Consider the following 26,986-nt stretch of genomic DNA (forward strand, 5'->3'; position numbering starts at 1 on the left):
GCTCCGGTATCTTCGATCCCCAGGCTGGAATGACGGCAACCATGGAGGACCGAATATGACCGTTCGCAATACCCCCCCCTACACGCTTCATGAACTGCTGTGCATGCACGTTTTCCTTCAGGACGCGCTGATTCCGCGCGACGAAACATCCCGACAGATTGTCTGCTGGGCGGAACACCGCGTGATGGCCGGTGATGACTCTGAGCCGCTACTGATCCTCGCCTCGCTGGGCCTGCAGGCCAATCCCGAGTGCCATGAAGTGACCCACTGGCTGGAGCGCTATCTTGCCGAACAGCAGCAAGCCTGGCCCAATACGCGAATGGCCGCCCTGGTGTGGCTCAGGATCACCCTTGGCGATTTTCTGCAATGCACCGACATTCCCGCAGCCGAACGCCGCATGGAGACGCTGGCCCTGCACGCATTCTCATCCCCGGTTCCGTTTGTAGACGCCTGCGTCAGTCAACTGAGTTCCTGTTACTGGGATCTGTTTGATGACTGGGGTGGCGAGCGAACCTGCCCGGCGACGGAGATGGGTACGGCGTCGTTTCTGGCGCTGTTGAGTGAAATTGTGATGCCCTGGCATCACAAATTATCCTGCCCGGACTGGCTGGCATGGCTGTCGGATACTCCCGAGCGCATCACAATTTAAGTTCAGGGACGAGTGCATGTTTATTCTTCATACAGGCTTGCCATGCGCTGCCCGGCTGGCCATTGTCTACCGCGCTTGAGGTCCGGTACTCCACCGTTCGGGTGTGCTGCTCCGGCACGACGTACTCAACGGTCGTCCAGCGGGTATTGGCGGACTGTCCTTCAGCGGTCAGTTCAATAGTCTGGTTTTTCACCTCTTCCGCGCACTGGCTGGCGGCAGCCTCGACTTTGCGATATTTCTGCTCCTCGGGCGAGGTACCGTCGGTAGAGGCGCATCCGGCGATGACCAGACAGGTGAGAGACAGGATACGCAGTTTTGGGATCATCATGCACTCCTTCCACAAGGGTTCTTCTGCTCAAGCGTAGTTCAGGTCCCGGCTTACGGCTTCGCATTTAGCTGAGTCGGCTGATATTTTGATCGATAAGCGACTGTATGTAGCGCAGGGTCTCTTCTCTTATTTGCCCCGGAAGCCGATCCCTTGCTTTGGTGCTAAAACCCGCCGCGACTGCTGAGATACGCGCGATCCACTGGATAACGTCGGCTTTTGAAAGTTCTGCTTCGTCGATGCCCAGTCGTAAAATCTGCGCTTTACTGATATCCAGCGCTTCACCCATCACATCCATCTGATGATAACCGCCGGGACCTTCGCAGAAGGTGACGTCAAAGGCAGGTGCCAGCGACCATGAACCGGTGGATGACATCAGATAAGCAAAGTTTTTGGGATGGTCATCGCGATTATTGAAAATAACGTTAAACAGCACTCGGGCGAAGGCGTGTGTTTTCTCGCGAACATCGTTGGTACAGAGCTGCGTCGCCCGCAAAAAATTGACGTAATCCATTGAACCCGCCAGCTGGTAATTCGCGCCGGTGAAAGCCGCCAGACTTTGCATGGGAACGCGCATGCCCCATTTGCGGTCAAATCGTTTTGTTGCAAATGCGGCATACCCATCAGGTAGCTCAAAGTATTCGGTCTCGGGTGCCGGAATGCCACACTCAAGCAAGGCCTCAGCATAAATCTTCTCAATCGCGCATACCTCTGCGTGTTCATGCCGGGCCGGGAATTTAACCAGCCATGGCTCCAGCGTGGATGATGCCAGCGTAGTAAATTTTTTCGTGACAACGTCACGATAAAGCAGCGCCTTCGGCCGCGCTCCCTGCGGAGACCCCCCCATTTGCAGTAGCCGATGTAAAAATGCGCCACCTTCACCTGCTAACACGTCCTGCACTTCTGCGGCCAGTTGCTGTAAAGGGATATCGTCCTGTGAGGCCGAGGCATCTGACTGAACGGGCATAAATGACATCGCCCCCATGGCGTTACTGCCAATATAGGTCAAACGCTCCAGCGGACCGATGCGTGCCGCATTCAGACCCCGTTGTCGGAACAAGCGGTCCATCAGCAACATCCCCCAGCCATCTGGCAGAGAGTCGTAAACCGGGCCGGGTAACCCCAGTTGATGCACCGGGAAGGTCTGACGCAATTTCGGCCCCCGCAGAGGCAGTGTCAAGGCGGCAAGCTCGAACGCCCTCTCCTGCGCCTGTTGGCTGTATTCAAACATAATCAGTGGGCGCCCGGTCAGGGCTGTGGTACTGGCCAGTGTTCCCCATAGCCAGCGTTCGCCCCAGCCTTCATAGAACACCTCGATGTGATTAATCATGAGAACTCCTTTTCTTGATCCGCTGCCGAGTGGCGTTTTGTTCATAGCGGCGAAGATCGTCAAGGCTTTCCAGCTTAGGCATAAACAATGACTCCAGCTCTCCCGCTCTGCCCAGAACCATCGCTATACGCACCACTACTTCAAAGCCAACGTTACGCCCCGCTTCCAGATTGGAAACGGTATTCACTGCCACGCCTGCCCTTTGCGCCAGCTCAGACTGAGTCATCTGGATACTGATACGTTCTTTGCGTATCCGCTCGCACAGCAGTTTTACAATCTCGCCTGGCTTACTGAGTTTTAAATCCATAATAATGTGTTTTATAACCTTATATCAAAGTTAACACCCAATATTATAGTGCTAAAAAGAGAGTTTTACCTCATCCATAAGACGTGCCGGGAAATCGTCTACACTTGCAGAAAAGGCACAAACAGGAGCGTCACGCATGTCCGACTGGAACCCTTCGCTGTATCTGCAATACGGTGCTGAGCGCACCCGTCCCGCCGTGGAGTTACTCTCGCGCATTGCGCTGAATGACGTGACGGATGTGGTTGATCTCGGCTGTGGGCCGGGCAACAGCACCGCCTTGTTGCAGCAGCGCTGGCCATCAGCACGGATCACCGGGGTGGATCGTTCCCCCGCGATGCTGGCAGAGGCAAGAGCCGCGCTGCCGGGCTGCCGGTTTATCGAGGCGGATATTCGCCAGTTCCGGCCGGAACATGCTCTGAGCGTTATCTATGCCAACGCCTCGCTGCAGTGGATCGACGATCATTATGAGCTACTGCCGCAGCTGGTATCCCGGCTCAAGATAAATGGCGTGCTGGCGATCCAGATGCCCGATAATGCACTGGAGCCCACCCATGTGCTGATGCGTGAGGTGGCGTTTGAACAGGATTACCCGGATCGCACGCGCCCCTTGCTTCCTGGGGTGCATGCTTATTACGACATCCTGACCGAAGCCGGCTGCGACGTGGATATCTGGCGCACCACCTACTATCACCCGATGAGTTCGCATCAGGCGATTATCGACTGGGTCAGCGCCACCGGTTTACGTCCCTGGCTGCAGGATCTGAATGAAAGCGAACAGAAGCAGTATCTGCACCGCTACCATCAGCTGCTGCAGGAGCAGTATCCCCTGCAGGAAAACGGGCAGATCCTGCTGGCCTTTCCAAGACTGTTTATCGTCGCCCGACATGAACCCTGACGCTCAGAGCGCGATTTCCATATCAACACATTGCAGATCGGCACCGGCCAGCGGCGACGGGTACAGGCTTTCTCCCAGCGACACAAACCCCTGCCGGAGATAGAACGTTGCTGCATTGGGCGTGGCGGAGAGCGTCAGGCGCGTCATGCCGCGAGCGCGGGCCTCCTGCTTGATGGCGTGGATTATTTGCGTCGCCAGCCCTTTGCCGCCAAATGCGGGCAGGGTAAACACCGCCTCCACGCTGGCGTTCTGCAGGTCGAGAAAACCGCTTGCCGCCAGTATCCCTTCGTCTTCGATCACAAAAAAGGGATTTCCGGCAATCATCTCCCGGGCCTTTTCCGGCATCACGTCCGGCGTCCAGCGCGCGATCACCTCCGGGGCATAGCACGTGTGGCAGCCGTGACGGATCGCCTGGTTACGCAGATGCCATAACGCTTCTGCTTCATGCGGTTGTGCTTTTCTCAGGTGCATCGACGTTCTCCTCATTGCGCAATGTTGATGTCGACATTTAGCAATAAACAGGAGGATTATCAATCAATTCTGTCCCGCTAGTGGGCAGCATCATCCGCAACAGAATGCTGTTCCGGCGGCAATTGCGTGCGTTACGTCAGCTGATAATACTTGTCCGGCAGCTTGCGCGTCGGGATCACCGACTCATCATTCATCTGCAGCAGGTCGATTTCCATGGCATTGCAGATGGCATCCAGCGGCAGGTCATTGTTTTCGGTACCGAACGGCTCTTCCAGCTCTTCTGCCAGCGTATCCAGCGAGATAAAGGTGTAGGAGATCAGCACCGACACGAACGGTGTCATGTAATGCAAATCGCTGACCAGCGCAAACGGCAGCATAATGCAGAACAGATAGACGGTGCGATGCAGGATCAGCGTGTAGGCAAACGGCACCGGGGTGTTAGCAATCCGCTCGCAGCCGGCCAGCACAATCGACATATCATTCAGACGAATATTCAGGCTGTGGAACAGAATATCCGACAGCTGACCTTCCCGACGTCTGACCGCCAACCATTCGCCCATGATCAGCAGGATGCGGTTGGCGGGCGAGCTGGAATCCATTGCCACGCGCAGGTGCTCCGCCGAGAGATACGCCGCAAGCTGGTCGGCCTGCGGCTGTCGGCGCAGGGTCATGCGCAGACAATGGGCGAACGCGATTTGCAAACGGACAAATTCGCCGAGAGCGGGATCGTCCGGCAGGGTATTTTTCACTTCCCGGAACAGGGATCGGGAGGCAATCATCAACTGTCCCCACAGCTGCCGGGCTTCGACATAGCGTGAGTAACAGGCGTTATTGCGAAAACCAAGGAAGATCGCGATGGCGACCCCAAGAATACTGAACGGCGCGACCGTCAGCCGGATGCCCAGCGAGGTGTACCAGGGCAGCATGATGATCACGGCAATGGAGAGCAAAAAGTTAAGAAACAGCCGGGAAAAAATTTTGGACAACACAGAACCGTGCCAGACAAAAATCAGACGCAGCCAGTGCTGTTGAGGACGAACAATCATAGTCAGCTTCATCGGGAAAAAAGAGCGGTGACTATTAAACGTGATCGTCGTCACGGTTGCAAGTATGTTAAAAAGTTATGGCATTATTGCCAGACAGATACAGACCGCAGGGTGTTGCAGTAGCGGGTTTGAAGGAGAAGAACAAAGTATGTTGTAACTAACTACCTGTGTAAAAAAACCGGGCAGTCGCCCGGCTACGCAGTTATCCGCCTCTCCCCTTACGAGAGTGGCGGACATCAAAGGCTTAGCACAGCGGTTTAACCGCTTCACGCATCCCTTTCTGCACGATAGCATCCAGATCCTGCGCCACCTGTTCAACCAGTCCACTGACCTGGGTCAGGTCCTGCTCCCAGTGTTCACTGACGCTCAGCACCGCCGTCACCAGCTCGCGGGTGGTGATTTGCTGGTCATGATGTTGGGTCCACAGCTGCTGGAAGCGCGTCAGCCAGTGCGCGTCGTCCTGCACCGGGTAGCTTTCGCCGTTACGCTCAGCACGATAGAAGGCAATCAGCGCCGCCAGAGCAAATGTCAGGCGCGCCGGAAGCTGTCCGGTTGCCTGCTGCCCTGCCAGGAGTTGCGGCAGAATGCGGGTGCGGTATTTGGTCATGCCGTTAAGCGCAATCGACAGCAGCTGGTGCTTGATGTACGGGTTGCGGAAACGACCGGTTACTGCGCTGGCAAACGATGCCAGCTCATCGCGCGGCAGGTCGAGCACCGGGATGATTTCCTGATGAATGGCTTTTTCGACAAACGCGCACACCTCTTCGTCGTTCATCGCTTCGCCCACGGTATCCAGCCCGGCCTGGAAGGCCACCGGCACCAGCGCGGTATGCGCGCCGTTGAGGATCGCGACTTTGCGCTCTTTGTACGGTTTGATGTCATCAACAATCAACACGTTGAGCGACAGCTTGTCGAGACGCAGCTCGGCCGCCAGCGATTTTGGCCCCTGGATCACAAACAGATAGAAGTGTTCGGCAGTATCGAGGAATGCATCGTGATAGCCAAGCGAGGCTTCGAGTTCGGCCACTTCATCACGCGGATACCCGGTCACAATGCGGTCGACCAGCGTCGAGCAGAAGCTGTTAGCCTCGTTCAACCACTGGGTAAAGGCCGCCGGCAGCGCCCACTCCCGGGCATAACGCAGGACCAGTTCGCGCAGAGCGTCGCCGTTGTAGTCGATTAACTCGCACGGCACGATCACCCAACCTTTATCGGCTGCGCCGTTGAAATGGGTGAAGCGCTCGAACAGCAGACGGGTCAGTTTGGCCGGATAGCTTACCGCTGGCGCATCCTCAAACGTATCCCCGGCGTGGTAACTGATGCCCGCCTCGGTGGTGTTCGAGAAGACAAAACGCATCTCCGGGTTGTGCGCCAGCTTCAGGAATTCATCGTACTGGTCGTAAACGCTGATTTCGCGGTTTACCGAACGGATCAAACGCGCATCGCTCACCGCTTCGCCCTGCTCGTTCAGGCCGCGAATGATGGTGGTATAGAGGCCGTCCTGAGTGCTGAGTGAAGGCGGGAAATCGCTTTTGATCGGGCGCACAATCGCGATACCGGCATTCAGGTCGGTATGTTCGTTTAGCAGGTCGATCTGCCAGTCGATGAATGCACGCAGGAAGTTGCCCTCACCAAACTGGATGATACGTTCAGGATAGAGAGCACCGGGGAAATCACGACGGTTCAGTGTGTTCACAATGGGGTCCTTGTAATGATTAGTCATACAGCCTGATAAGATTGGTACGATAACTTATCAAACTTTACGACCACAAAACCCTGTTTTGATCAAACCCAACCGCAATTGTGAATCATTTTAGAGAAATTTGTAGAACACCGAGGTTGCGGTCATCTCACCGTCTGGCATCAGGGCGTAGCGCGGGATCTCACCCACTTTTTGCCAGCCAGCCCGATGGTAGAAGGTCTCAGCGCCGCTGCCGGTGGCAGTGTCCAGCACCAGCACGCTTTTTCCCTGCTCGCGAGCGACCGTTTCCAGCGCCTGCATCAGCCGTCCGGCGGCCCCGCAGCGGCGGGCATTTTGGTGAACCAGTAACTTGGCGACGTCGGCCCGGTGGGGTTGGTTGGCAGGCTGGTCGGTGATCAGCTGGACGGTGCCGACGAGTTGCCCCCCGGCATCAAGGCACACCAGCACGGAACGCTCTTCGCGCCCGACGCTTTCTGCGACGCCGCGCCAAAAATCGCAAGCTTGCTCAAGGCTGTACGGCAGCATAAAGCTCACCGATGCGCCACCCAGCACACAGCTGTGCAGGATCTCGGCTAATTGCGGGAGATGCGCGAGAATGGCCTCACGCGAGAAAATCTGAATGGAGGGTGATGACGTCATTTTTTATCCTTTTAATCAATAACATCACCATGCACGTAACGAATTTTTAACGCAACAGCCTCTGACAGAGCTTTTTCTTATCTCACTCTTCGCTGATAACGCCCGTACCCCGCTGCTGCTTCATGGAGTACATCATCTCATCGGCCTTTTTCAGCCAGCTGTTCAGATCGTCGCGTTCATGATTAAACTCGCTGACGCCCCAGGCAAACGAGAGCGACCACGGGTATTCGGAATGCTCATTCCAGACTGCAGCCTGCTCGGTCAGAAATTGCATGGCGATCCACGCCCCTTTCTCGTCGCTATTGGCGAACAGGATTGCAAACTCGTCCCCGCCGTAGCGCGCCAGTACATCGGCTTCGCGGAAGGTGGATCGCAGCAGGCCAGCAACCGCCTTCAGCGCGGTATCACCATCCGCGCGACCATAACGCGCGTTAATCTGTTTAAAGCGGTCAAGATCCAGCCAGGCCAGGGTCAGGGGTTCAGCACGGCGACGGGCCGCGTTGATGCCGTAGGTCGCCAGATGATGAAAGCCGCGTCGGTTATACAAGCCGGTCAGCTCATCGGTAATGGTGGTGCAGGTAGCCGCGAACTCAACCTCTGCCAGCGCGGCCAGGTCGGCCAGCGCGGCAAGGTCATCAGAAGAAAACTGACGCGGCAGATGATCGATAATGCACAACGTGCCCACCGCCGTGCCGTCGGGCAGATGCAGCGGATAGCCCGCATAAAAACGCACCGGGTAGATATCCGTGACCAGCGGGTTATCCGCAAAGCGGGTGTCGTCTAAGGAGTCTGCCACCACCAGCGGCGCATTGGCCAGCAGCGTATGGGCGCAAAATGAGAGGTTTCGCGGCAGGTTGTCGGCGCTCACCCCATCGGCCGATTTCACCACCACCACATGGTCATCAATCAGGTTGACCATCGCCACCGGGACGTTAAACAGGCGCTTTGCCAGTCGGGTCAGGCGATCGTAAGTTACGTGCTTATTCGCCTCCAGAAGACCGGATTCGCGCAACGCAGCGAGACGCACTGTTTCGTTAGTGGGCAGTGAGGGTGATTTCATACAAACTCCAGGGCCGACTTTTTTTTTAAAAGTTTAGTGCATACTGACGTCAGTTAGTGGGCAAATATGCGGTTTTTCCCTTCGCGTTTTGCCTGATAAAGAGCATTATCCGCAGCCTGTAACCAGTCGGTAACATCGTCCATCTCCCGGGTGGCACTGGCAATGCCGATACTCATCGTACATTGCACGGCTTCTTCGGCCACATCCTCAATCACCGCGGCGGCATCCATAATCCGGGTGGCCACCACTCGCGCCTCTTCAAGCGAGGTATCAGGCAGCAATATCACAAATTCATCCCCGCCTAACCGCGCCGGGGTATCCGTCTGGCGGGTGGCGATATGCAAGATTTGTGACACTGTCACCAAGAGCATATCCCCGACCTTATGGCCGAAACGGTCGTTAACCTCTTTGAAATTGTCGATATCAATGAACATCAGCGCCGATTCACGACGGCTTTGGCGCAGGTTGTGCAGTTCATTATCAATGCGCTTCTCCAGTAGCCGTCGGTTGGCGATATCCAGCAGCGGATCCATCATCGCAATGCGCTCCAGCTCGCGCGACTTAAAGCGCAGCCGCATGGCAATACTGTTTGTCAGCACGCTCAGCGCCACCGTATAGATACCGATCAGCGGCAGCGTGGCGTACAGGGTGCGTTGGGAGACCCACGGCACCAGCGCCATCCCCTGCGTCAGCCAGCTCGCCAGAAAGACAACCAGCATCACGGCGGCCGCTTTTTTCATCAACGGATACCCTCCGGCCGCCAGTCGGTCGGCCAGCAGGATGGTGGCAATGGTGATGGAAGGCAGTGGATTGGCCGCCATCATGGCGATCCAGAACCCACCCGCACCGGCATCCAGCACCAGATTCTGATGCTCAGTAGTCAAGGGAGTGGCAGAGCGACGCGACCGCAGCAGGGCCACGGTGGGCCAGACAAAGGCGTTCAGGCCCAGCAGACCAATAAGCCACGCTGAACGTTGCTGCTCAAGCAGCACAGAAAGAATAGGTAAAAAGCAGAGGAATGTTCCGAGGATCCGCATCAGATACATGCGTTTGACAAACCGACTACCTGGTACGCGAGGGGCTTTACTGAGTCTGTCAGTTCCGTTCATCACACGATTATTCCGATACATTCAGACTATTATATTATTGACGTTGAAAATGCGTATCAAGCCATTTATTAGATTTGTGAATATATCCCAGAGTGCATTCTACCAGCGATGCAAACGATTACAGTTGTTCTGTCGGGGAGGACGCGCGCGCTTTAGTGGGAACCTCTGTAATTTGCGCACTGGTGCGATTTCGACCTGCTTTTTTCGAACGATAAAGATAATCGTCTGCTTCGGTCATCAGCCGATTAAAAACGTCAATTAAGGTCGACGTGCCGTATTGCCCACTGCCCAGACCGATACTGACGGTCAAAAACAGCGTCTTACCGCGCCAGTTGAACGGATATTGTTCAACTGAGGTGCGAATACGCTCCGCCAGGGCATAGCCCTGCTGGGTTGAGACGCTGTTGACCACGACCGCAAACTCCTCTCCACCCATGCGCGCCACCAGCCCGTCGGCACCAACCGTCTCCTGCACTTTTTGCGCAAAAGCAGCCAGCATGTTATCTCCGCACTCGTGACCGTAGTTGTCGTTGATGCTCTTAAAATAGTCGATGTCCAGCAGCATCACCGTCAGGTGACGATTCTTACGCAGGCCCTCTTCGCGCTTCAGCGCTTCATACAGCCCGGAACGGGAGTACACGTGGGTCAGAAAATCGAAGTCGGCGCGCAGGGAAACCTGGCGAATTAGCGAGTTGATCGCCGCCACGCTGACCGAGACCATCACCGGACAGATCGCCATGGTGGCAATCCCCAGACGCGCAGAGAACATCATTGGCGTGGTCAGGGACGTTGTCGCCGCAATATCAATAATCGAATTGGCGACCAGGGTGATCTCCAGCGCCCCGGTCACAAAGGTCAGCAGGCAGGTCGCGGGCAGCGAATAGCGCACCGCACACCAGATCAGCGCCGGTAACGGGAACGCCAGCGCACCGGCGCCGCCAATCACCACCGATGCCGCCACCGAGACCATCAGCGCCACCACCGGCATCAGGTGCTCAATGCGCAGGCTGCGTTCAAAGCGGGGATAGTTGATGGTCAGCAGACACGGCACGATCAGCACGCCGGTCGAGAACTGCTCGCTAAACCAGTCGGCAAACAGCGGCCAGAAGGTCTGACGGTTGATGCCCACCGAACCCAGCGCGCCAACCAGGGCGCACAGCAGCGCCGCCAGCAGGCAGTAGTTAAACAGCCGCAGGGCATTGACCGGATCCGGGGTCTCTTTTTTAAGGCGATTGTCACGCGTCACCAGCAGGGCAACGGTGATGATAAAGACCATATTAGAGAGGTTAATCACCAGCGAGACGGCACCCCAGTTGGTGGTGATCGCGTCATACACCAGCATCGCAATATAGGAAATCGCATAGTAGTGCAGGCGGTTAAGGTACGCGTAGCGCGCAAACACCCCCCCCATCACCCCGTTCAGCGGCCAGAACAGAGAGAGCTCATCGACCAGGCGTAACTCCGCGCCGATGAAATAGAACAGCGTAGTCAGCACAACGATCCCAACCACATTGCGCAATGGGTTGTGCTCGCTGAAAAGCGTGAACGTCCTGGCCTGAGAAGGAGACATGCAATATCAATCCATACAAGTTTAAAGCGATTAATTAACAACCGGCGGGAGAAAGGTTAAGCGCTTACATCCCTATATACCATAGACCGGACAACGCAATAGCCCAAACGGACTACCTGAATAAGGGGGTTGCATTGTCATTATTGATTAATACACCGAGCGTCCCAGGCGTTGGGAAAGTTGTTCCAGCACCGCGATCCCCGCCAGCGAATTGCCGGTGGCGTCCAGCTCCGGGCTCCAGACGGCAATCGCCATCTCGTGCGGCACAATGGCGACGATCCCGCCGCCCACCCCCGATTTCGCCGGCAGCCCTACCCGCCAGGCGAACTCACCCGCGTTCTGATACATCCCGCTGGTGGCCATCAGGGCATTAATCTGGCGGGCCTGCAGCGGTGTCACCACCGCCGTTGACAGATGCGGGGCTCTGCCCTGATCGGCCAAAAACAGGAACGTCGACGCCAGTTCAACGCAGTTCATCCTGAGGGCACAGTAGTGAAAGTAGTTTTGCAGAACCGTGGAGACATCGTTATGAAAATTGCCGAAGGATTTCATCAGCCAGGCGATGGCCGCATTGCGCGCTGAGTGTTCAAACTCAGACCGGGCGACGGTGGCATCGTAGGCAATATCCGCGACGCCACACAGCTGACGAACAATTTCCAGCATCCGCTGACGAGGCGCGCTGAGGCGGCTTTGCAGCATATCGCACACTACCAGCGCCCCGGCGTTGATAAACGGGTTGCGCGGCTTGCCCTGCTCGATCTCCAGCTGCAGCAAGGAGTTAAACGGCTGGCCGGAGGGATCTTTACCCACCCGCTGCCAGATCTCGTCTTCATCATACTGCCGCATGGCGGCCACCAGGCTCAGTACCTTGGAGATTGACTGAATGGAAAAACGCTCGGTGGCATCCCCGGCCTGAAAGCGCTGTCCATCCACCGTACAGATGGCAATACCCAGTTTATTGCCGTCAACCGAGGCCAGCGCCGGGATGTAATCGGCCACCTTTCCCTGCCCCAGTAGCGGGCGCACCTGCTCCAGGATTGATTCCAGCATGTGGTTGTTGATGTTCGCAGCCATACATTGCTCCTTGCTCACCGGCCAAAAACGGCCTGCGAGTATAACAGAGGCAAATGGATGACGTCAGGTCGGGAGCTGGAAACGCGCCACCGCCCGTAACAGCAGACCGGATTGGTTATGCAGCCGCTGAGAGGCCTCTGACGCAGTATTGACCAGCGTATCCGTCTGGCGGGCGACCTGATTCAGGGCCTGCAGCTGACAGGTCATCTGGTGAATACTCTCGCCCTGGCTGAGGGTAGCGATGGAGATATCGTTCAGTAAACTGCACAGATTGCCCACCAGCGCGATCACCTGCTGGAGGTTATCCTCCAGCCGGGTCACCGCTTTCGAGCCATCCTCGACGCCCTGCAACGAATGGTTAATCAGCTGCTGAATGGTTTGCGTCGAATGGCTACTCTTGCGCGCCAGCAGGCCGACCTCCTTCGCCACCACCGCAAAGCCGCGTCCCTGGTTGCCCGCATGCGCAGCTTCTATCGCCGCATTCAGCGCCAGGATGTTGGTTTGAAACGCCACGTTATCGATAATCGCCACAATGCCCTGCATCTCTGCAGAACGCTCAACAATAGCCGCCATCGAGGCGTTGACCGTCTCCATCATCCGGTCGCCCCCTGCCGCCATGACCCGCGCCTCATCCGCCCGGGAGCTCGCCAGTTTTGCATAGCCGGTATTGCCCTCCACATGGGTCTCCAGCGCCGCGATGTGTGCGGTGACCGCTTTCAGCTCCTGCGCCTGGCGGGCGGACTGGTGATACAGATCCTGATTGCCCTGCGCCAGCGAACCGATATTGGTCACCATCGAGGTGGTGGCCTCACTGACCTGCATCACCAGCTGTGCCAGCCCCGCCTGCAGGGTATCAACGCTGTCACCGAGCTGAGCCATCTCGCGGTTAAAGCGCTTCACCGTCGGCGGCGGCGCCGATAAATCCCCCGCCGCCAGCAGGTTGATATGGGCAATCAACCGACGCAGAGGAACGATCACCCATCGCGACATGCCAAACCACACTGCAATGGCGATCGCCAGCAGCAGCACCGGCGCCAGCAGGAACAGCGACTGCAGGTTCGACAGGCTGGCGGTCAGAAGCTGCCGTCCCTGCGCCGCGCGCTGTTCGCTGGCCTGCTGATGGCGGGCATAGTTGTCGTTAAAATCCGCCTGAAAAGCCTGAGCAGGCACCGCAAAAAAGGCGTCGATGGACTGGCTCTTCACCAGCCCGTCGGCCTGCTCCTGGATGGCCCCGAAGAACAACTGGTAGCTATTGACCAGCGCCTCGTCCTGGATTGGCTTCATCGCCAGCCACCCCTGCCAGGCCTGCTGCGAATCACGCAATGCCTGCTGGGCTTCATCCATCAGACTATGCCAGCTCCCGTCTGAACCGGTCTCTTTATCCTGCATAAAATAGACACCCGCCCGGTTCAGCAGGTCGCTCGCCGCCAGCAGCGAAATCCTCGCCTGATCGACCTTCGCCTGCTGCAGATGGGTTAGCTGATTACGTTGTTCATTGCGCTGAGCATCACTCAGCGAGACGGAAAGCAGGACCGAAGAGGAAATTTGCAGGGCCGAAAAAAGACCGATGATGCAGAAAATCCCCACCAGCAAACCAAACTGCCGGGGAGCAAGACGCCGAATAATTTGCGTTAGGTTCATAATTGTTTTCATTAACAAAGCCTTAGACGCGAGCGAGTCTACGCAGTGAAAATGACAGAACTATTTCAGGGAGATGACAGTGCCCGGGAATTGCCGTGCGGCGCTGCGCCGCACGGCAGAAATGCGAGCACTCAATCAGATCCTATCTTTCCACACCGTCTGCACATTGCAGAACTCACGCAGGCCAAAGTGGGATAGCTCCCGGCCAAAGCCGCTTTTCTTCACCCCGCCAAACGCCACGCGGGCATCGCTGGCGCTGTAGCCGTTGATAAACACCCCGCCGCACTCCAGATTTCGTGCAAAATGCTCAGCCGTGGCGTCGCAGGCGGTAAAGACGGTAGCCGACAAGCCAAAATCGCTGTCGTTAGCCAGCGCCAGCGCATGATCGGCATCAGTGGCAAGGGTAATCGCCGCCACCGGGCCAAACAGCTCCTGACGAAATGCGGTCATTGCAGGCGTCACGTTACTCAATACCGTGGCCGGATAGTAGTTCCCTGCCCCGGCTACCTTCTCGCCGCCCAACAGCAGGGTTGCGCCTTCGGCAAGGGTGGCTTGTACCTGCTGATGCAGCTCGTCACGCAGATCGTAGCGCGCCATCGGCCCAAGGTTGTTTTCTTCATTGTCAGGCGCACCCATTTTCAGGGCAGCGGTCGCGGCCACAAAGCGACGGCTGAATTCCTCGGCAATTCCCGCTTCGACGATAAAGCGCTTCGCCGCCGCGCACACCTGCCCGGTGTTTTGATAGCGTCCGGTCACGGCCGCTTTCACCGCCAGATCCAGGTCAGCATCGTTCAGCACGATAAAGGGATCGGAGCCGCCCAGCTCGAGGACGCATTTTTTCAGCGCCGCCCCCGCCTGGGCCCCAATCGCCGCCCCGGCACGCAGGCTGCCGGTGACGGTCACCGCCGCAATGCGCGGATCGGCAATCATCTGGCTGACCCCGTCATTGGTGGCGTTCAGCTGACCAAACACCCCCTGCGGGAAACCGGCGTCGGCAAAAATCTGCTCAATCAGCGCTGCTGCACCCAGCACGTTCGGGGCGTGCTTCAGTAGATAGCTGTTGCCGGCCAGAACGATCGGCACCGCGCCGCGCAGCACCTGCCACAGCGGAAAGTTCCACGGCATCACCGCCAACACCGGGCCTAGCGGACGATACGCAATCACCGCGTCCGCCACCTGGGTCGCCTCGGTCTGTAGCATTAATGGGCCATGATCGGCATACCAGTCGCACAGGCTGGCCGATTTCGCCACCTCACCACGCGCCTGGGCAATGGGCTTGCCCATCTCGCGGGTGATGGTCTGCGCCATCTCTTCACCACGGTTGCGCAGTGCAGCGCCCAGATCGCGAAGCTTTTGCGCGCGAGCCTCCACCGGCTGGGTGCGCCACTGGCGAAAACCGGTGTCGGCCAGCGCCAGCGCCCGATCAACGTCGTTTTCAGTGGCCCACGGCCATGCGGTCAGGGTTTCGCCCGTCGCCGGATTAACAGACAAGGCATGAGTCGCAGAGGAAATAGTCATAATGTGCTCCGTGTAATAACAGTTGATTCAGTGTGGCCTACTCTGCTATTTCTTAAAAATGAATAATAATTACCACCTTATTCACGAAACGAGAATGATATGGATCTGACCCAGCTTGAGATGTTTAACGCTGTCGCCCAGACCGGCAGCATCACCCAGGCCGCGCAGAAGGTGCATCGCGTGCCATCCAACCTGACCACCCGCATCAAACAGCTGGAGGCCGATCTCGGCGTGGAACTGTTCATCCGCGAGAATCAGCGGCTGCGCCTCTCTCCGGCAGGACATAATTTTTTGCGCTACAGCCGACAAATTCTGGCCCTGGTGGATGAAGCACGGATGGTGGTCGCAGGGGATGAGCCGCAGGGGTTGTTTGCTCTGGGCGCGCTGGAAAGCACCGCGGCGGTGCGCATTCCGGCCTCGCTGGCGGCGTTTAATCAGCGCTACCCGCGCATTCAGTTTGCCCTCTCTACCGGGCCGTCCGGGACGATGATCGACGGCGTGCTGGAGGGAACACTGAGCGCGGCCTTTGTCGACGGGCCGTTAACCCATCCGGAGCTGGAAGGGATGCCGGTGTATCGGGAAGAGATGATGCTGGTCGCTGCCGCTGGTCACCCGCCGGTGCAGCGGCCGACCGAGGTCAGCGGGCGTGATATTTATGCCTTTCGCGCCAACTGCTCCTATCGCCGCCATTTCGAAAGCTGGTTTCATGCGGATCGCGCCACGCCGGGGCGCATCCACGAGATGGAGTCCTATCACGGGATGCTGGCCTGCGTGATTGCGGGGGCCGGGATTGCGCTGATGCCGCGCTCAATGCTGGAAAGTATGCCCGGTCATCATCAGGTGGAGGCCTGGCCGCTGGCCGAAAACTGGCGCTGGCTCACCACCTGGCTGGTGTGGCGTCGCGGAGCGATGACCCGGCAGCTGGAGGCGTTTATAGCCCTGCTAAACGAAGATCAGCCACCAGCAGTTTCTCCATAAACAGACTGAGAGGATCTTCCACGTAGGGGGCAAACGCCGCGCGCAGCTGATACCCGCAGCGCTCATACAGCCGCACCGCCGCATGCTGCTCGATCCCGGTTTCCAGCCTCAGGGTGTGGCAGCTGCGGCTCAGGGCTTCGTCTTCCAGCGCCGCCAGGAGTTTTTCGCCTAGCTGCTGACCGCGGTGCGCCGGATCGATATAGACCCGCTTCATCTCGCCGCTGCCATCACTGTTCAGGACCACCGCCCCGCAGCCCACGGCGTTGAGCTGCCTGTCGCGGATCACCATCATGATGAGCATTTGGGCAGGAAGTTGGGTGAGATCCAGCAGATGATTACTTTCGGTCGGGTAGAGAGCGCTCTGGTAGCTGTCGAGGGCTGCAATCAGGGCAACGATATCCGGATGCGCGGGCGATACAGAGGAAATGGAATACATGGCAAGCTCCTTCGTCGTTTTTCTCCACCATAGCGCCAGCCGATTCACCGACAGGCATATTTTTAACTTATAGCTGCCGCCAGCCATTGCGCCGCCTTCTCCTGCGGCGTAAGTTTGGCGCAGATACGGTTAAAACCTCAGGAAAAACAATGAACACCAAAGCCCGCAAAGTGATGATTATCGGTGCCGGAAACGTCGGCGCTTCAGCCGCCTATGCCCTGCTGAACCAGAATATCTGCGAGGAGCTGCTGCTGGTGGATATTAACCAGGCGCGCAGCGAAGGCCACGCCCGGGATCTGTCGGATGCCGCGGCCTATATGCCCGGCATGATGACCATCACCACCCGCGAAGCGAGCGACTGCGCGGATGTGGATATCGCAGTGATCACCGTCTCCGGCGGCGCGCTCAAACCCGGCCAGACCCGGCTGGATGAGCTGGCCTCCACGGCAAAAATCGTCAAAAACATTGTGCCGCAGATGATGGCAGGCGGGTTTAACGGCATTTTCCTGATCGCCACCAACCCCTGTGACATCATTACCTGGCAGGTGTGGCAGCTCTCCGGCCTGCCGCGCAGCCAGGTCATTGGCACCGGCGTCTGGCTCGATACCACCCGCCTGCGGCGTACCCTCGCGCAGGCGCTGGATATCGGTGCCCAGAGCATCGACGCCTTTATTCTTGGCGAGCACGGCGATACCCAGTTCCCGGTATGGTCCCATTCGGCGGTGTACGGTTCACCCATTGCCGACGTGTATCAACGCCATACCGGAAAAACGCTGGATGTTGACGCCCTCGCCGAGAGCGTGCGCAAGCAGGGCTTCGAAATTTACGCCCGTAAAGGCTGCACGGAATACGGGATCGCCGGGACCATCGCCGAGATCTGCCGCAATATCTTCACCGGCAGCCACCGGGCGCTGGCGATCTCCTGCATTCTGGACGGGGAGTATGGGATTGATGGGATTGCGATCGGGGTGCCTGCGGTGCTGGCCCAGAGCGGGGTCCAGCAGATTATCGAGCTAAAACTGGCGGAGGATGAACAGCAAAAATTCCGCCAGTCGGCAGAGGTGATCAGAAATAATATCGCCCTGCTGCCCTGAGTCGTTACGGGGCCAGCGTCAGGCTGGCATCGAGCTGGCTTAAGGTCTGCTGGACACTTTCGTCCAGACGGCGGTCGGTGACAATATCGGTCAGGGTGTTGAGATGGGCCACGTTAAACAGCGACCAGGCACCGTATTTTGAGCTGTCGGCCAGCAGTACGCGGCGTCGGGCGTTGGCAATCAGATCGCGCTTCAACGCTGCTTTTTCTTCCGTTGGCGATGTTATGCCGCGTTCCAGATCCCAGCCGTTACAGCTGACAAAGGCGATATCCGGCCAGACGTTCTGCAGCAGACGGCGACCATGGTCGCCAATGCAGGACTGGCTTGAGTCGTCGATGCGCCCGCCAATGATCGTCACTTCAATTTGCTTAAACTCGGACAAAAACAGGGCGATATGCAGATCGCTGGTGATCACGCGCAGCGGCAGATGGGTGAGCTGGCGCGCGAGTTCAATCATCGTCGTTCCCGCATCCAGCACCACCGAATCCCCGGCTTTGACAAAACGGGCTGCCGCGCAGGCGATGTCGTGTTTTTCCATCAGGCTGCGCTGCATCTTTTCACTGGTGGTGGGCTGGGAAGGGATAAACCGGTTCAGGGTCACACCGCCGTGGGTGCGGCTGATGACGCCTTCCTGATCGAGCTTAATCAGATCCCGGCGAATGGTCGCCGGTGAGGCATCGGTAGCCGCGACCAGCTGATCTACCGTCACCAGATTGTGCCCTTTCAGGTAGTCCATGATCTGTTCTAACCGGCTATATCCCTTCATATTATTCCCGTGTGATTTGCATCGCTAACTGGATAGAGACCGTCATGCTCTCAGACTTCGCTTTACCTGTCCACGCAATGTCGAATGCGGTGCCGTGGTCAGCAGAGGTGCGGATAAACGGCAGCCCGGCGGTGATGTTCACCCCGTCGTAAAAACCGAGTAATTTTAACGGGATATGCCCCTGATCGTGATACATCGCCACCACCATATCGTACATCCCTTCGTGGCACTGCATAAACACCGTATCCGGCGGGCACGGCCCGGTTACATTCAATCCCTCGGCTTTCATCGCCTGTACCGCCGGGCCAACAATCTTAATCTCTTCATCGCCAAACAGACCGTTCTCCCCGGCGTGCGGGTTGACCCCGGCCACCGCGATACGCGGATTTTTGTACCCGACGCGTCGCAGGAAGGTATCCGCAATACCAATCACGGTTTTGACCCGATCCTGGTTCAGGGTGTCGAGGAATTTGCGCAGCGCAATATGGGTGGTGATGTGAATGACCTTCAGCTGATCGGTATACAGTACCATCGCGTAATCTTTGCTGTCGGTGAGGTGCGCCAGCAGCTCGGTGTGCCCCGGATAGTGATGCCCTGCCAGATGCAGCGCCTCTTTATTCAGCGGCGCGGTGGCAATGGCTTTGACGTCACCCGCCATGGCCAGCTCGGTGGCGCGACGCACGCAACGATAGGCCAGATCCCCGGCCTGCGCCTGCACCACGCCCGGCTGTAACGCCTCGGGCTCGGCCAGCGGTTCATCGAGTACGTTGACGATCGCCGGGCCAAATTGCGCCTCGCTGACGCAAGACACCACCCGCAGTTCGGCCGGAGCAGTGATGCCCTTCTCAAGCACCCGTTGCAGGGTTCTCGCGCAACCGACCACCACCACCGGTGCGCCGGACAGCTCACCCTCGGTCAGGGATTTGATAATGATCTCCGGGCCAATGCCTGCCGGGTCGCCCATCGTTACAGCAATGATATTAGTCACTCATCTTCTCCTCGATAAAATGCAAAACCTCAAGCAGCGTGGTCTCTGTACCAAAACCGCCCGCTTTGGTCATGACTGGCCCCTGCCAGCGACAACCCAAAAAACGACCGAACGGCACGCATTGCGCCACCTGTCCGCGTATTGCAAAACCTTGTGCGTTGAGCGCGCTGGCCACCGCCATCGCCACATCACCCCCCGAGACATACAGCGCTGCCGGGGTGTTGGCCTCCAGCGCGGTGCGCGTCAGCGTGCCCAAAAACGCGCTGATGGTCTCCCCCAGCGCGGCCCGGCTTAACCCGCGCTGCTGGCACAGCTTTTCTATCTGATGACGAGCCTGCACATCGGCGCAGGTGTGCACCAGGCAGTGATGGCCTGCCGCTAACGCCGTGCTTATTTGCTGCAGATACCCCGCCATGTTGTTGCGAAAGACATCATCGATATCTATTAATACCCTGCTGACGTTTGCCACCTCGCCTGCTCGCTGGATCTGCTGTTGGGCGATTTCACTCATCGAGCCGATCACCGCCAGCAGCTGGCGCGGGCGGGCCAGACGGCGGGCCAGGGCATCGCACAGCCCTGCCGAACCCACCAGCAGCGGACGCTCATCGCAGCCACAGGCCGCCACAATAATCTGGTCCAGATCGTCGTCACTCTGGGCATCCACAATCAGCAGTGGGGCGTCGCCCTGCAGCGCGTCCGCAAGCCTGTCGGGGGTGATGACCCGGCTTTGCAGCGCGGTTTGCTCTGCCAGCACCTTTGCTACCTGCGCGTGGCGCACCGGGGTCTTCGGGTCGCTGGCAAATTCGGTTTCCGTAACCGGCACGCCGGACACCCGGCAGATGCCGCCCTGGGTGGTGCGCCCGGCCGCCGGGAACGCCGGGGCGATAATCGCCTGACGCTTGCCGCTGAGCGTAAGCAGCGCCTCAACCTCGGCCCCCGGATTGCCGCGCAGGGTGGAGTCGATTTTCTTCACCAGCCATGTTGCGGCGGTAACATCCGCAGCGTAGTGCGCCAGTTTTTCAGCAGCCTCTGATGCCACCATCGCCCGACTGTCGCTATTAATAACCAGGGCATCGGTGTCGCCGGTAAAGGGAGTCTGAAACGCCACGCTGACTTTTTTACCGCGTACCGCCAGGCTGACGCCCGCATCGTTGGCCCCGGTAAAGTCATCGGCTATCACCACCACTTCTCTGTTCAGGTTGTTCTCTTTCATCCCCACTCCGGGTTCTCATTTCCTGTTAATGATTATATTCAATCATGATTGATTATATGTGAGCAAGATCAAGTTATTCAGTTTGCGAATAAATTATAAATTTAGCCACACGATGACTGTGATTGCCTGCTTTGAGCGAAATCAATCACAGACACAGCAACAGGAGAACAATGTGTTAACCATTAACAGTACGATTATCAGCGGCGCGGGGGCTATCCCGGCCCTCGCACCACTGTTGGCAGGCAAGTCGCGCCTTTTACTGGTCACCGACGGCAATATCGCCCGTCTGGACGCCGCCCGCGCCATCCGCACCCTGCTGGAAGCCGACAACCGCCGCGTCAGCATCATTGACCGCGTACCGCCGGAGCCTACCAGCCATGACGTGCGTACCCTGCTGGCAGAGATGCACGACAGCGACTTTGATCTGGTGGTCGGCGTCGGCGGCGGCAGTGTACTGGATGTGGCGAAGCTGCTCTCCGTACTGTGCCACCCGGCCTCGCCGGGTTTAGACGCCCTGCTGGCGGGTGAAAAACCGACTGAACGGCTGGCGTCGCTGTTAATTCCGGCCAGCGCCGGGACCGGGTCCGAGGCCACGCCAAATGCAATCCTTGCCATTCCTGAGCAGAGCACCAAAATCGGCATTATCTCCCCGGTATTGCTGCCGGATTACGTCGCGCTACTGCCGGAGCTGACCACCAGCATGCCGCCGCACATCGCCTCTTCAACCGGGATCGATGCCCTCTGTCATCTGATCGAGTGCTACACCGCCACCGTGGCGAATCCGGTGAGCGATAACGCAGCGCTGATTGGCCTGCGCAAGCTGCTGAACAACATCGAAACCGCCTGCGCCGAACCGCACAACCTGGCGGCGAAGCTCGAAATGCTGTGGGCCTCTTACTACGGCGGCGTGGCCATTGCCCACGCGGGGACCCATCTGGTGCATGCCCTGTCGTATCCGCTGGGCGGCAAATATCACCTGCCGCACGGCGTGGCGAACGCCATTCTGCTGGCCCCCTGCATGCGCGTGGTGCGCCCGGATGCCGTCGAAAAATTTGCCCGGGTGTGGGATTTGGTGCCGGGTGCGGATACCTCCCTGTCGGAGGAAGAGAAATCCCACGCGCTGGTGGCGTACTTTGCCGCCCTGGTGCGCCGCCTCAACTTACCGGACAACCTTGAAGCGCTGGGCGTACCGCGGGATGACATTGCATCTCTTGCCGACGCGGCGCTGAACGTCAAACGCCTGATGAACAATGCCCCGCGTCAGGTCAGCCATGCTGAGGTACAGGGTATTTACCAGACCCTGTTCCCCGAAATTTAACATCGAAGGAGTGAGACATGCGTAACAAGATTGAAGGCGTGCTGACGGCGATCGTCACCCCCTTTACTGAGGATGGCGGTCTGCATCTGCCGGGCCTGAAGCGCCAGATCCAACGCCAACTGGCGGCGGGGAACGGTATTTTTTGCGGCGGCACCAACGGCGAGTTTTTTGTGCTGAACGAAGAGGAAAAAGTGGCCGTTACCCGCACCTGCGTGGAAGAGGTTGCCGGACGTGCGCCGGTGGTGGCGCATATCGGAGAGATCTCCACCCGGGCCACTATCCGTCTGGGTAAACAGGTTGAGACGCTGGGCGTCGATGCGGTATCGGTGATCACCCCGTGGTTTGTGCCGTTGAGCCAGTCGGAATTGATCACCCACTACACCGCCATCGCCGATGCCCTGACGGTGCCAGTCTTCCTGTACAACATCCCGGCGCGCACCGGCAATACCATCGAGCCGCAGACCGCACGCGTGCTGGCCGCGCACCCGAACATTGTCGGCATCAAAGACAGCGCGGGCAGCTATGAAAGCCTGAGCGGGTTCCTGAAAGCGGCGCAGGGTATCGACGGTTTTGAGGTGCTGAACGGCCCGGACTCGCTGATCCATCGGGGCTTTGTCGAGGGCTGTTCAGCCTGTATTTCAGGGCTGGCCAACGTTGCCCCGGAGGCAATCAATGCCATCTGGACGCGCTTCCAGGCGGGGGATATCGAGGGTTCACGCCAGGCGCAGGAGAGCGTCACTGACCTGCGAACAAACTTATATAAAATTGCCTTCTCCCCGGCCGCCGTGAAAAAGGCGCTCCAGGTAATGGGCGAAGAGGTGGGTGAAAGCCGCTATGCGGTGGCTTTCGATGTGCAACAGCCAGAACAGATCCGCCAGATAGTGACGAAGTCACTGCAGTAAACGGCGCTTGATTTCGTCCATAAGAGTTCGGGTGCCTCAGGCGCCCAGGATTCATACGCCCTGAGAGAGGCAAAGATGAACAACTTTACCGCTGAAGATACCCTCATCATCGTAGGCATTGTGATTGTCTACATCCTGTTTACCACCTGGCTGACCTTCCGGTTGCGCAGTAAAAACTCCGGCGACTTTATGGAGGGCTCCCGGGCGATGCCGGCGTTTATCGTCGGGATCCTGCTGATGTCCGAATACATCGGCGCCAAATCCACCATCGGCACCGCCCAGGCCGCTTTCGAAGATGGCTTTGCGGCATCGTGGTCGGTGATCGGCGCAGCCATTGGCTTCCCGCTGTTCGGCCTGCTGCTGGTGAAACGCATCTACAGCACCGGAAAAATCACCATCTCCGGGGCGATTGCCGAGAAGTACGGCACCAGCACCAAAAACATCATCTCGATCATCATGATTTACGCCCTGCTGCTGGTGAACGTCGGTAACTATGTGTCAGGCGCGGCGGCGATCTCTACCGTGCTGAAGGTTAACTTGCCGGTGGCGGCGTTTATCACCGCCATTGTCAGTACCTTCTACTTCGCCTTTGGCGGCATGAAAGGGGTGGCCTGGGTGACGCTGCTGCACAGCGCCCTGAAGTACTTCGGTATTCTGGTGATCATGGGCTTCGCCCTGTCGAAAACCGGCGGCTTTGCCCCGATGATTGAGCAGATGCCGTCGTACTACTGGACCTGGGATGGCAATATCGGTGCCACCACCATCGTTGCCTGGTTGATCGGCACCATTGGCTCCATCTTCTGTACCCAGTTTGTGATTCAGGCTATCTCCTCGACCAAGGACGTGAAGTCAGCCAAACGTTCGACCTGGGTGGCGTTCTTCTTCTGTCTGCCGATTGCGCTGGCGATTGCGGTGATTGGCGTGGCGGCGAAGTATCTGCACCCGGAGATCGACAGCCTGTATGCGATGCCGATCTTCCTGCAGGACATGAACCCGTGGCTAGCCGGTTTAGTGACAACGTCACTTGTAGCCTCCATTTTTGTGAGCGTCAGTACCGTGGCGCTGGCCATCGCCTCGCTGGTGGTGAAAGATTTCTACGTCCCGTACCGCAACCCGACCCCGGAGCAGGAGTTTAAAGCCACCCGCTGGATCTCACTGCTGATTGGCTTCCTGCCGCTGATTTTCGTACTGCTGGTGCCAGAGGTACTGAAACTGTCGTTCTTCACCCGCGCCATTCGTCTGTCGATTACGGTGGTGGCGGTGATTGCCTTCTACGCCCCGTTCTTCAAGAGCACCCGCGGTGCGAATGCCGGTCTGATTGGCGCCTGCGTCGTGACCTCGGTCTGGTATCTGCTGGGCGATCCGTTTGGCATTAACAATATGTATATCGCGCTGATCACCCCTGCGGTGATTATGGTCCTCGACCGTCTGATCCCGAATAAAGCGGATCGCACAGCGCCTGCCCCTGTTCAACATAATGGAGTCTGATATGTCTGTAACCGTAACCCGTGACGGGATTGTTCGCCCGCAGCCGCAGGATGCCCGCGTGGAAACGGCGATGCTGCCCTCCTCCTGTCCGCAGAATCACGCTGCGAACCTGCTCCCGCTGCCGGATGGCGCCCTGATGTGCGTCTGGTTTGGCGGCACTCAGGAAGGGATTGCCGATATCTCTGTATGGGGCTCACGCCTGGCCCCTGGCAGCCACCAGTGGAGTGAAGCGGTTAAGCTGTCGGACGACGCCAGCCGCTCTGAGCAGAACCCGGTGCTGTTCCTCGCCCCGGATAACGTGCTGTGGCTGCTGTGGACCGCCCAGCTCTCCGGCAACCAGGATACTGCTATCGTGCGCTACCGTAAGTCTGCGGATCTGGGGCAAACCTGGGGCGAGATCGCCACCCTGCTGGATAAACCCGGTACCTTTATTCGCCAGCCGATAGTGGTGCTGGATAACGGTAACTGGCTGCTGCCGGTGTTCTATTGCCGCACCCAGCCGGGTGAAAAATGGGTAGGAAACGACGATATCAGCGCAGTCAAAATCTCTGAAGATCAGGGCCAAAGCTGGCGCGACGTCGAGGTGCCGGAGAGCCTGGGCTGCGTGCACATGAACATCACCGCCCTGAATAACGGCCAGCTGGTGGCGCTGTATCGCAGCCGCTGGGCGGACAATATCTATATCAGCCAGTCGCTGGACAACGGCGAAAGCTGGTCGGTACCGGAGCCGACGGCACTGCCGAACAACAATTCGTCGATTCAGGTCACCACGCTCGCCAGCGGTGAACTGGCGCTGGTGTTTAACCACATGAGTGCAGCGGGAGCACTCGAGCGCCGCGCCTCGCTGTATGACGAGATCGACGACGGGGATGGTCGCAAAGAGCCCGAGCCAGGCAACGGGCGAGCTGCATTCTGGGGCGCGCCCCGCGCGCCGATGACGGTGGCGATCTCCGCCGATGGCGGCAAAAGCTGGCAATGGCAGCGCAATCTTGACGAGGGCGACGGCTACTGCATGACCAACAATTCGCTGGAAAAACTCAACCGCGAGTTCTCCTACCCGAGCATCAAACAGGGTGCCGACGGGTCGCTGCATATCGCCTATACGTACTTCCGTCAGGCAATCAAGTACGTGCGCGTGTCGCCGGAGTGGGTGAAGGAGGCGCAACGGTGATTATCGGTCATCTTAATGCCCTGTCGCTGGCAGGGTTACCCCCGGGGCTACGTCAGATCCTCGATCGCGCCGACTGCTCACTGGCGGCGCTGACCGCCCGGGATGACGGACGCTGGCAGCCGCAAGGCTGCCCGTGGTTCTGCCATATCGGCCCGGCGCAAACTCAGCCACTGGCGCAGCGCCATACGGAATATCATCACCAGTGGGCTGATATTCAGGTGGTGCTGTCGGGTGTGGAAATCATCAACGCCGGGATGCAGTCGCTGGCGCAGGTGGGCGATGAGGAGCGGAAACCCGATCTCTACATTGCGCCTGATGCGGTGCATCCGGTGAGCATCAGCCTGGGCTACGGGGATTTTGCCGTGTTCCTTCCTGGCGAGCCGCATCAGGCGCTGTGCGCGATTAATGAACCGATGACGGTGCGTAAGGCAGTGTTTAAGGTACCGCGCGCCCTGCTGGAGGAGTGATATGCGCCATGCAATTGTAACCGGCGCCAGCTCGGGGATTGGCGAAGCTATCGTCAACCGCCTGCTCGCCGAAGGCTGGCAGGTAACGGGCTTAAGCCGCCGCGGCGTGGACTGCGCCCACCCGAACTTTACCAGCCTGCGCGTAGATTTGAGTGACAGTGTCACGTTTACTGCAGCGCTCGCCACCCTCCCGGTGCCGCAGGCGATTGTGCACGCCGCTGGAATGATGGCCGCTGCCCCGCTCGGCGAGCTGGATCCGACCGTCAGCGCCCGCCTGTGGGGGCTGCACATTCATGCCGCCGAGCTGCTGTTTAACCATTTTGCGCCACGGATGAGCGCCGGTGGCCGGCTGGTTGCCATCGGGAGCCGTACCTCACAGGGGGCTGCAGGGCGTTCGCAGTATGTGGCGACCAAAGCGGCGCTGGTGGGGATGGTGCGCAGCTGGGCGGCAGAGCTGGCTCCGCGCGGGATCACCGCCAACGTGGTGGCGCCGGGCGCAACGCAAACCCCGATGCTGAGTGCCCCCGGTCGGGAGACCTCGCCGCCGAAAGTGCCGCCGATGGGGAGGCTAATCGCCCCTGAGGAGGTGGCGGCGATGGTCAACTACCTGCTGGGTGCTGAGGCCGCGCCGATCACCGGGCAGGAGCTTGTGCTGTGCGGCGGGGCGTCGTTGGGGTGATTTGTGCGGCCTGTTGCCCTCACCCCAACCCTCTCCCACTGTACAGTCCGGGGACATAGTGAACACTTGTTCGGGGACATGGTAGACACTTACAACTAAGGCATAAGAACCCGTTTATGGAGCCACTTATGCCCTGGGATGCGAGAGATA

At 58.4% G+C, this 26,986-nt stretch carries 27 protein-coding genes; 10 read left to right on the top strand and 17 right to left on the bottom strand.

The window, feature by feature from the left end:
• Positions 1 to 55 precede the first annotated feature (55 nt).
• The gene (locus M8014_RS03310; RefSeq protein WP_271281120.1) at positions 56 to 649 is read left to right on the top strand and encodes a hypothetical protein; all 594 of its coding nucleotides are present in this window, start codon (positions 56 to 58) and stop codon (positions 647 to 649) included.
• Here the strand turns inward: M8014_RS03310 and M8014_RS03315 are convergent.
• The 3 genes from M8014_RS03315 to M8014_RS03325 all read right to left on the bottom strand — a co-directional run bounded on the left by M8014_RS03315 (position 639) and on the right by M8014_RS03325 (position 2,611).
• The gene (locus M8014_RS03315; RefSeq protein WP_271281121.1) at positions 639 to 977 is read right to left on the bottom strand and encodes a hypothetical protein; all 339 of its coding nucleotides are present in this window, start codon (positions 975 to 977) and stop codon (positions 639 to 641) included. The two genes, M8014_RS03310 and M8014_RS03315, sit on opposite strands and share 11 nt — an antisense overlap.
• A 64-nt stretch (positions 978 to 1,041) precedes the next feature.
• Positions 1,042 to 2,304 carry a type II toxin-antitoxin system HipA family toxin gene (locus tag M8014_RS03320; protein ID WP_271281122.1) on the bottom strand — a complete coding sequence of 421 codons (1,263 nt, stop codon included), beginning with the start codon at positions 2,302 to 2,304 and terminating at the stop codon, positions 1,042 to 1,044.
• A complete protein-coding gene (locus tag M8014_RS03325; RefSeq protein WP_271281123.1) occupies positions 2,297 to 2,611 on the bottom strand; it encodes a helix-turn-helix domain-containing protein in 315 nt (104 codons plus the stop codon). Before M8014_RS03325 ends, M8014_RS03320 begins: the two co-directional genes overlap by 8 nt.
• 136 nt (positions 2,612 to 2,747) lie before the next feature.
• On the opposite strand from M8014_RS03325, the gene tam reads away from it, so the two are divergent.
• Complete coding sequence (gene tam, locus M8014_RS03330; protein WP_271281124.1) at positions 2,748 to 3,506, top strand: trans-aconitate 2-methyltransferase; 759 nt, start codon at positions 2,748 to 2,750, stop codon at positions 3,504 to 3,506.
• Positions 3,507 to 3,509: 3 nt separating this feature from the next.
• Here the strand turns inward: tam and M8014_RS03335 are convergent, their stop codons facing one another.
• The 10 genes from M8014_RS03335 to sad all read right to left on the bottom strand — a co-directional run bounded on the left by M8014_RS03335 (position 3,510) and on the right by sad (position 15,336).
• Entirely contained in the window at positions 3,510 to 3,977 is a 468-nt protein-coding gene (locus M8014_RS03335; RefSeq protein WP_271281125.1) for a GNAT family N-acetyltransferase, read from the bottom strand.
• A 131-nt stretch (positions 3,978 to 4,108) separates the two neighbouring features.
• A complete protein-coding gene (locus tag M8014_RS03340) occupies positions 4,109 to 5,023 on the bottom strand; it encodes a bestrophin family protein (protein ID WP_271281126.1) in 915 nt (304 codons plus the stop codon).
• Positions 5,024 to 5,267: 244 nt separating this feature from the next.
• Positions 5,268 to 6,719: a tagaturonate reductase gene (locus M8014_RS03345; RefSeq protein WP_271281127.1), complete on the bottom strand. Its 1,452-nt coding sequence runs from the start codon at positions 6,717 to 6,719 to the stop codon at positions 5,268 to 5,270.
• A 117-nt stretch (positions 6,720 to 6,836) separates the two neighbouring features.
• Positions 6,837 to 7,364: a GNAT family N-acetyltransferase gene (locus tag M8014_RS03350; protein WP_271281128.1), complete on the bottom strand. Its 528-nt coding sequence runs from the start codon at positions 7,362 to 7,364 to the stop codon at positions 6,837 to 6,839.
• Positions 7,365 to 7,446: 82 nt separating this feature from the next.
• Complete coding sequence (locus tag M8014_RS03355; RefSeq protein ID WP_271281129.1) at positions 7,447 to 8,424, bottom strand: sensor domain-containing diguanylate cyclase; 978 nt, start codon at positions 8,422 to 8,424, stop codon at positions 7,447 to 7,449.
• A 53-nt stretch (positions 8,425 to 8,477) separates the two neighbouring features.
• Entirely contained in the window at positions 8,478 to 9,470 is a 993-nt protein-coding gene (locus M8014_RS03360) for a sensor domain-containing diguanylate cyclase (RefSeq protein ID WP_271281146.1), read from the bottom strand.
• Between the two features lie 181 nt (positions 9,471 to 9,651).
• On the bottom strand, positions 9,652 to 11,103 hold the full coding sequence (locus M8014_RS03365) for a GGDEF domain-containing protein (RefSeq protein ID WP_271281130.1): 1,452 nt from the start codon (positions 11,101 to 11,103) through the stop codon (positions 9,652 to 9,654).
• A 147-nt stretch (positions 11,104 to 11,250) separates the two neighbouring features.
• Positions 11,251 to 12,177 (bottom strand): glutaminase B, encoded by a 927-nt coding sequence (glsB, locus tag M8014_RS03370; protein ID WP_271281131.1) that lies wholly within the window; start codon positions 12,175 to 12,177, stop codon positions 11,251 to 11,253.
• 63 nt (positions 12,178 to 12,240) lie between these two features.
• A complete protein-coding gene (locus M8014_RS03375; protein WP_271281147.1) occupies positions 12,241 to 13,818 on the bottom strand; it encodes a methyl-accepting chemotaxis protein in 1,578 nt (525 codons plus the stop codon).
• Positions 13,819 to 13,953: 135 nt separating this feature from the next.
• Complete coding sequence (gene sad, locus M8014_RS03380) at positions 13,954 to 15,336, bottom strand: succinate-semialdehyde dehydrogenase (RefSeq protein ID WP_271281132.1); 1,383 nt, start codon at positions 15,334 to 15,336, stop codon at positions 13,954 to 13,956.
• Positions 15,337 to 15,435: 99 nt separating this feature from the next.
• Here sad and ptrR point away from each other — a divergent pair, with 99 nt between their 5' ends.
• Positions 15,436 to 16,314: a putrescine utilization regulator PtrR gene (ptrR, locus tag M8014_RS03385; protein ID WP_271281133.1), complete on the top strand. Its 879-nt coding sequence runs from the start codon at positions 15,436 to 15,438 to the stop codon at positions 16,312 to 16,314.
• Here the strand turns inward: ptrR and M8014_RS03390 are convergent.
• Positions 16,268 to 16,750: a GNAT family N-acetyltransferase gene (locus M8014_RS03390; protein WP_271281134.1), complete on the bottom strand. Its 483-nt coding sequence runs from the start codon at positions 16,748 to 16,750 to the stop codon at positions 16,268 to 16,270. The genes ptrR and M8014_RS03390 overlap by 47 nt on opposite strands.
• A gap of 149 nt (positions 16,751 to 16,899) precedes the next feature.
• Between M8014_RS03390 and M8014_RS03395 the strand changes: the two genes are divergently transcribed.
• Positions 16,900 to 17,844: an L-lactate dehydrogenase gene (locus M8014_RS03395; RefSeq protein WP_271281135.1), complete on the top strand. Its 945-nt coding sequence runs from the start codon at positions 16,900 to 16,902 to the stop codon at positions 17,842 to 17,844.
• Positions 17,845 to 17,848: 4 nt separating this feature from the next.
• Here M8014_RS03395 and M8014_RS03400 read toward each other — a convergent pair whose 3' ends face one another.
• Genes M8014_RS03400 through dtnK form a run of 3 tightly spaced genes read right to left on the bottom strand, consistent with a single transcriptional unit; the run spans position 17,849 to position 20,811 of the window.
• Positions 17,849 to 18,610, bottom strand: coding sequence for a DeoR/GlpR family DNA-binding transcription regulator (locus tag M8014_RS03400; protein WP_271281136.1), 762 nt, complete (start codon positions 18,608 to 18,610; stop codon positions 17,849 to 17,851).
• A gap of 1 nt (position 18,611) precedes the next feature.
• Entirely contained in the window at positions 18,612 to 19,598 is a 987-nt protein-coding gene (locus M8014_RS03405) for a D-threonate 4-phosphate dehydrogenase (protein ID WP_271281137.1), read from the bottom strand.
• Positions 19,591 to 20,811, bottom strand: a complete 1,221-nt coding sequence (gene dtnK / locus M8014_RS03410; protein WP_271281138.1) for a D-threonate kinase — start codon at positions 20,809 to 20,811, stop codon at positions 19,591 to 19,593. The genes M8014_RS03405 and dtnK overlap by 8 nt, the downstream gene beginning before the upstream one ends.
• A gap of 172 nt (positions 20,812 to 20,983) precedes the next feature.
• Between dtnK and M8014_RS03415 the strand changes: the two genes are divergently transcribed.
• The 6 genes from M8014_RS03415 (at position 20,984) to M8014_RS03440 (ending at position 26,836) form a co-directional block, all read left to right on the top strand.
• Positions 20,984 to 22,129, top strand: a complete 1,146-nt coding sequence (locus M8014_RS03415) for an iron-containing alcohol dehydrogenase (RefSeq protein WP_271281139.1) — start codon at positions 20,984 to 20,986, stop codon at positions 22,127 to 22,129.
• A 17-nt stretch (positions 22,130 to 22,146) separates the two neighbouring features.
• Positions 22,147 to 23,031, top strand: coding sequence for a dihydrodipicolinate synthase family protein (locus M8014_RS03420; protein WP_271281140.1), 885 nt, complete (start codon positions 22,147 to 22,149; stop codon positions 23,029 to 23,031).
• Positions 23,032 to 23,106: 75 nt separating this feature from the next.
• A complete protein-coding gene (locus M8014_RS03425) occupies positions 23,107 to 24,519 on the top strand; it encodes a sodium:solute symporter family protein (protein WP_271281141.1) in 1,413 nt (470 codons plus the stop codon).
• Between the two features lies 1 nt (position 24,520).
• Positions 24,521 to 25,690 (top strand): sialidase family protein, encoded by a 1,170-nt coding sequence (locus M8014_RS03430; protein ID WP_271281142.1) that lies wholly within the window; start codon positions 24,521 to 24,523, stop codon positions 25,688 to 25,690.
• Positions 25,687 to 26,157 carry a NanQ anomerase/TabA/YiaL family protein gene (locus tag M8014_RS03435; RefSeq protein WP_271281143.1) on the top strand — a complete coding sequence of 157 codons (471 nt, stop codon included), beginning with the start codon at positions 25,687 to 25,689 and terminating at the stop codon, positions 26,155 to 26,157. Before M8014_RS03430 ends, M8014_RS03435 begins: the two co-directional genes overlap by 4 nt.
• Before the next feature lies 1 nt (position 26,158).
• The gene (locus M8014_RS03440; protein ID WP_271281144.1) at positions 26,159 to 26,836 is read left to right on the top strand and encodes an SDR family NAD(P)-dependent oxidoreductase; all 678 of its coding nucleotides are present in this window, start codon (positions 26,159 to 26,161) and stop codon (positions 26,834 to 26,836) included.
• The last annotated feature ends 150 nt before the right edge of the window (positions 26,837 to 26,986 follow it).

Source organism: Silvania hatchlandensis, from assembly GCF_025564065.1.
In the GTDB taxonomy this organism is placed as follows: domain Bacteria; phylum Pseudomonadota; class Gammaproteobacteria; order Enterobacterales; family Enterobacteriaceae; genus Enterobacter; species Enterobacter hatchlandensis.

Coding starts and splice junctions, on each gene's coding strand:
- M8014_RS03310 (WP_271281120.1), top strand. CDS start 56: ATGACCGTTCGCAATACCCCCCCCTACACGCTTCATGAACTGCTGTGC.
- M8014_RS03315 (WP_271281121.1), bottom strand. CDS start 977: ATGATGATCCCAAAACTGCGTATCCTGTCTCTCACCTGTCTGGTCATC.
- M8014_RS03320 (WP_271281122.1), bottom strand. CDS start 2,304: ATGATTAATCACATCGAGGTGTTCTATGAAGGCTGGGGCGAACGCTGG.
- M8014_RS03325 (WP_271281123.1), bottom strand. CDS start 2,611: ATGGATTTAAAACTCAGTAAGCCAGGCGAGATTGTAAAACTGCTGTGC.
- tam (WP_271281124.1), top strand. CDS start 2,748: ATGTCCGACTGGAACCCTTCGCTGTATCTGCAATACGGTGCTGAGCGC.
- M8014_RS03335 (WP_271281125.1), bottom strand. CDS start 3,977: ATGCACCTGAGAAAAGCACAACCGCATGAAGCAGAAGCGTTATGGCAT.
- M8014_RS03340 (WP_271281126.1), bottom strand. CDS start 5,023: ATGATTGTTCGTCCTCAACAGCACTGGCTGCGTCTGATTTTTGTCTGG.
- M8014_RS03350 (WP_271281128.1), bottom strand. CDS start 7,364: ATGACGTCATCACCCTCCATTCAGATTTTCTCGCGTGAGGCCATTCTC.
- M8014_RS03355 (WP_271281129.1), bottom strand. CDS start 8,424: ATGAAATCACCCTCACTGCCCACTAACGAAACAGTGCGTCTCGCTGCG.
- M8014_RS03360 (WP_271281146.1), bottom strand. CDS start 9,470: ATGTATCTGATGCGGATCCTCGGAACATTCCTCTGCTTTTTACCTATT.
- M8014_RS03365 (WP_271281130.1), bottom strand. CDS start 11,103: ATGTCTCCTTCTCAGGCCAGGACGTTCACGCTTTTCAGCGAGCACAAC.
- glsB (WP_271281131.1), bottom strand. CDS start 12,177: ATGGCTGCGAACATCAACAACCACATGCTGGAATCAATCCTGGAGCAG.
- M8014_RS03375 (WP_271281147.1), bottom strand. CDS start 13,818: ATGAACCTAACGCAAATTATTCGGCGTCTTGCTCCCCGGCAGTTTGGT.
- sad (WP_271281132.1), bottom strand. CDS start 15,336: ATGACTATTTCCTCTGCGACTCATGCCTTGTCTGTTAATCCGGCGACG.
- ptrR (WP_271281133.1), top strand. CDS start 15,436: ATGGATCTGACCCAGCTTGAGATGTTTAACGCTGTCGCCCAGACCGGC.
- M8014_RS03390 (WP_271281134.1), bottom strand. CDS start 16,750: ATGTATTCCATTTCCTCTGTATCGCCCGCGCATCCGGATATCGTTGCC.
- M8014_RS03395 (WP_271281135.1), top strand. CDS start 16,900: ATGAACACCAAAGCCCGCAAAGTGATGATTATCGGTGCCGGAAACGTC.
- M8014_RS03400 (WP_271281136.1), bottom strand. CDS start 18,610: ATGAAGGGATATAGCCGGTTAGAACAGATCATGGACTACCTGAAAGGG.
- dtnK (WP_271281138.1), bottom strand. CDS start 20,811: ATGAAAGAGAACAACCTGAACAGAGAAGTGGTGGTGATAGCCGATGAC.
- M8014_RS03420 (WP_271281140.1), top strand. CDS start 22,147: ATGCGTAACAAGATTGAAGGCGTGCTGACGGCGATCGTCACCCCCTTT.
- M8014_RS03425 (WP_271281141.1), top strand. CDS start 23,107: ATGAACAACTTTACCGCTGAAGATACCCTCATCATCGTAGGCATTGTG.
- M8014_RS03430 (WP_271281142.1), top strand. CDS start 24,521: ATGTCTGTAACCGTAACCCGTGACGGGATTGTTCGCCCGCAGCCGCAG.
- M8014_RS03440 (WP_271281144.1), top strand. CDS start 26,159: ATGCGCCATGCAATTGTAACCGGCGCCAGCTCGGGGATTGGCGAAGCT.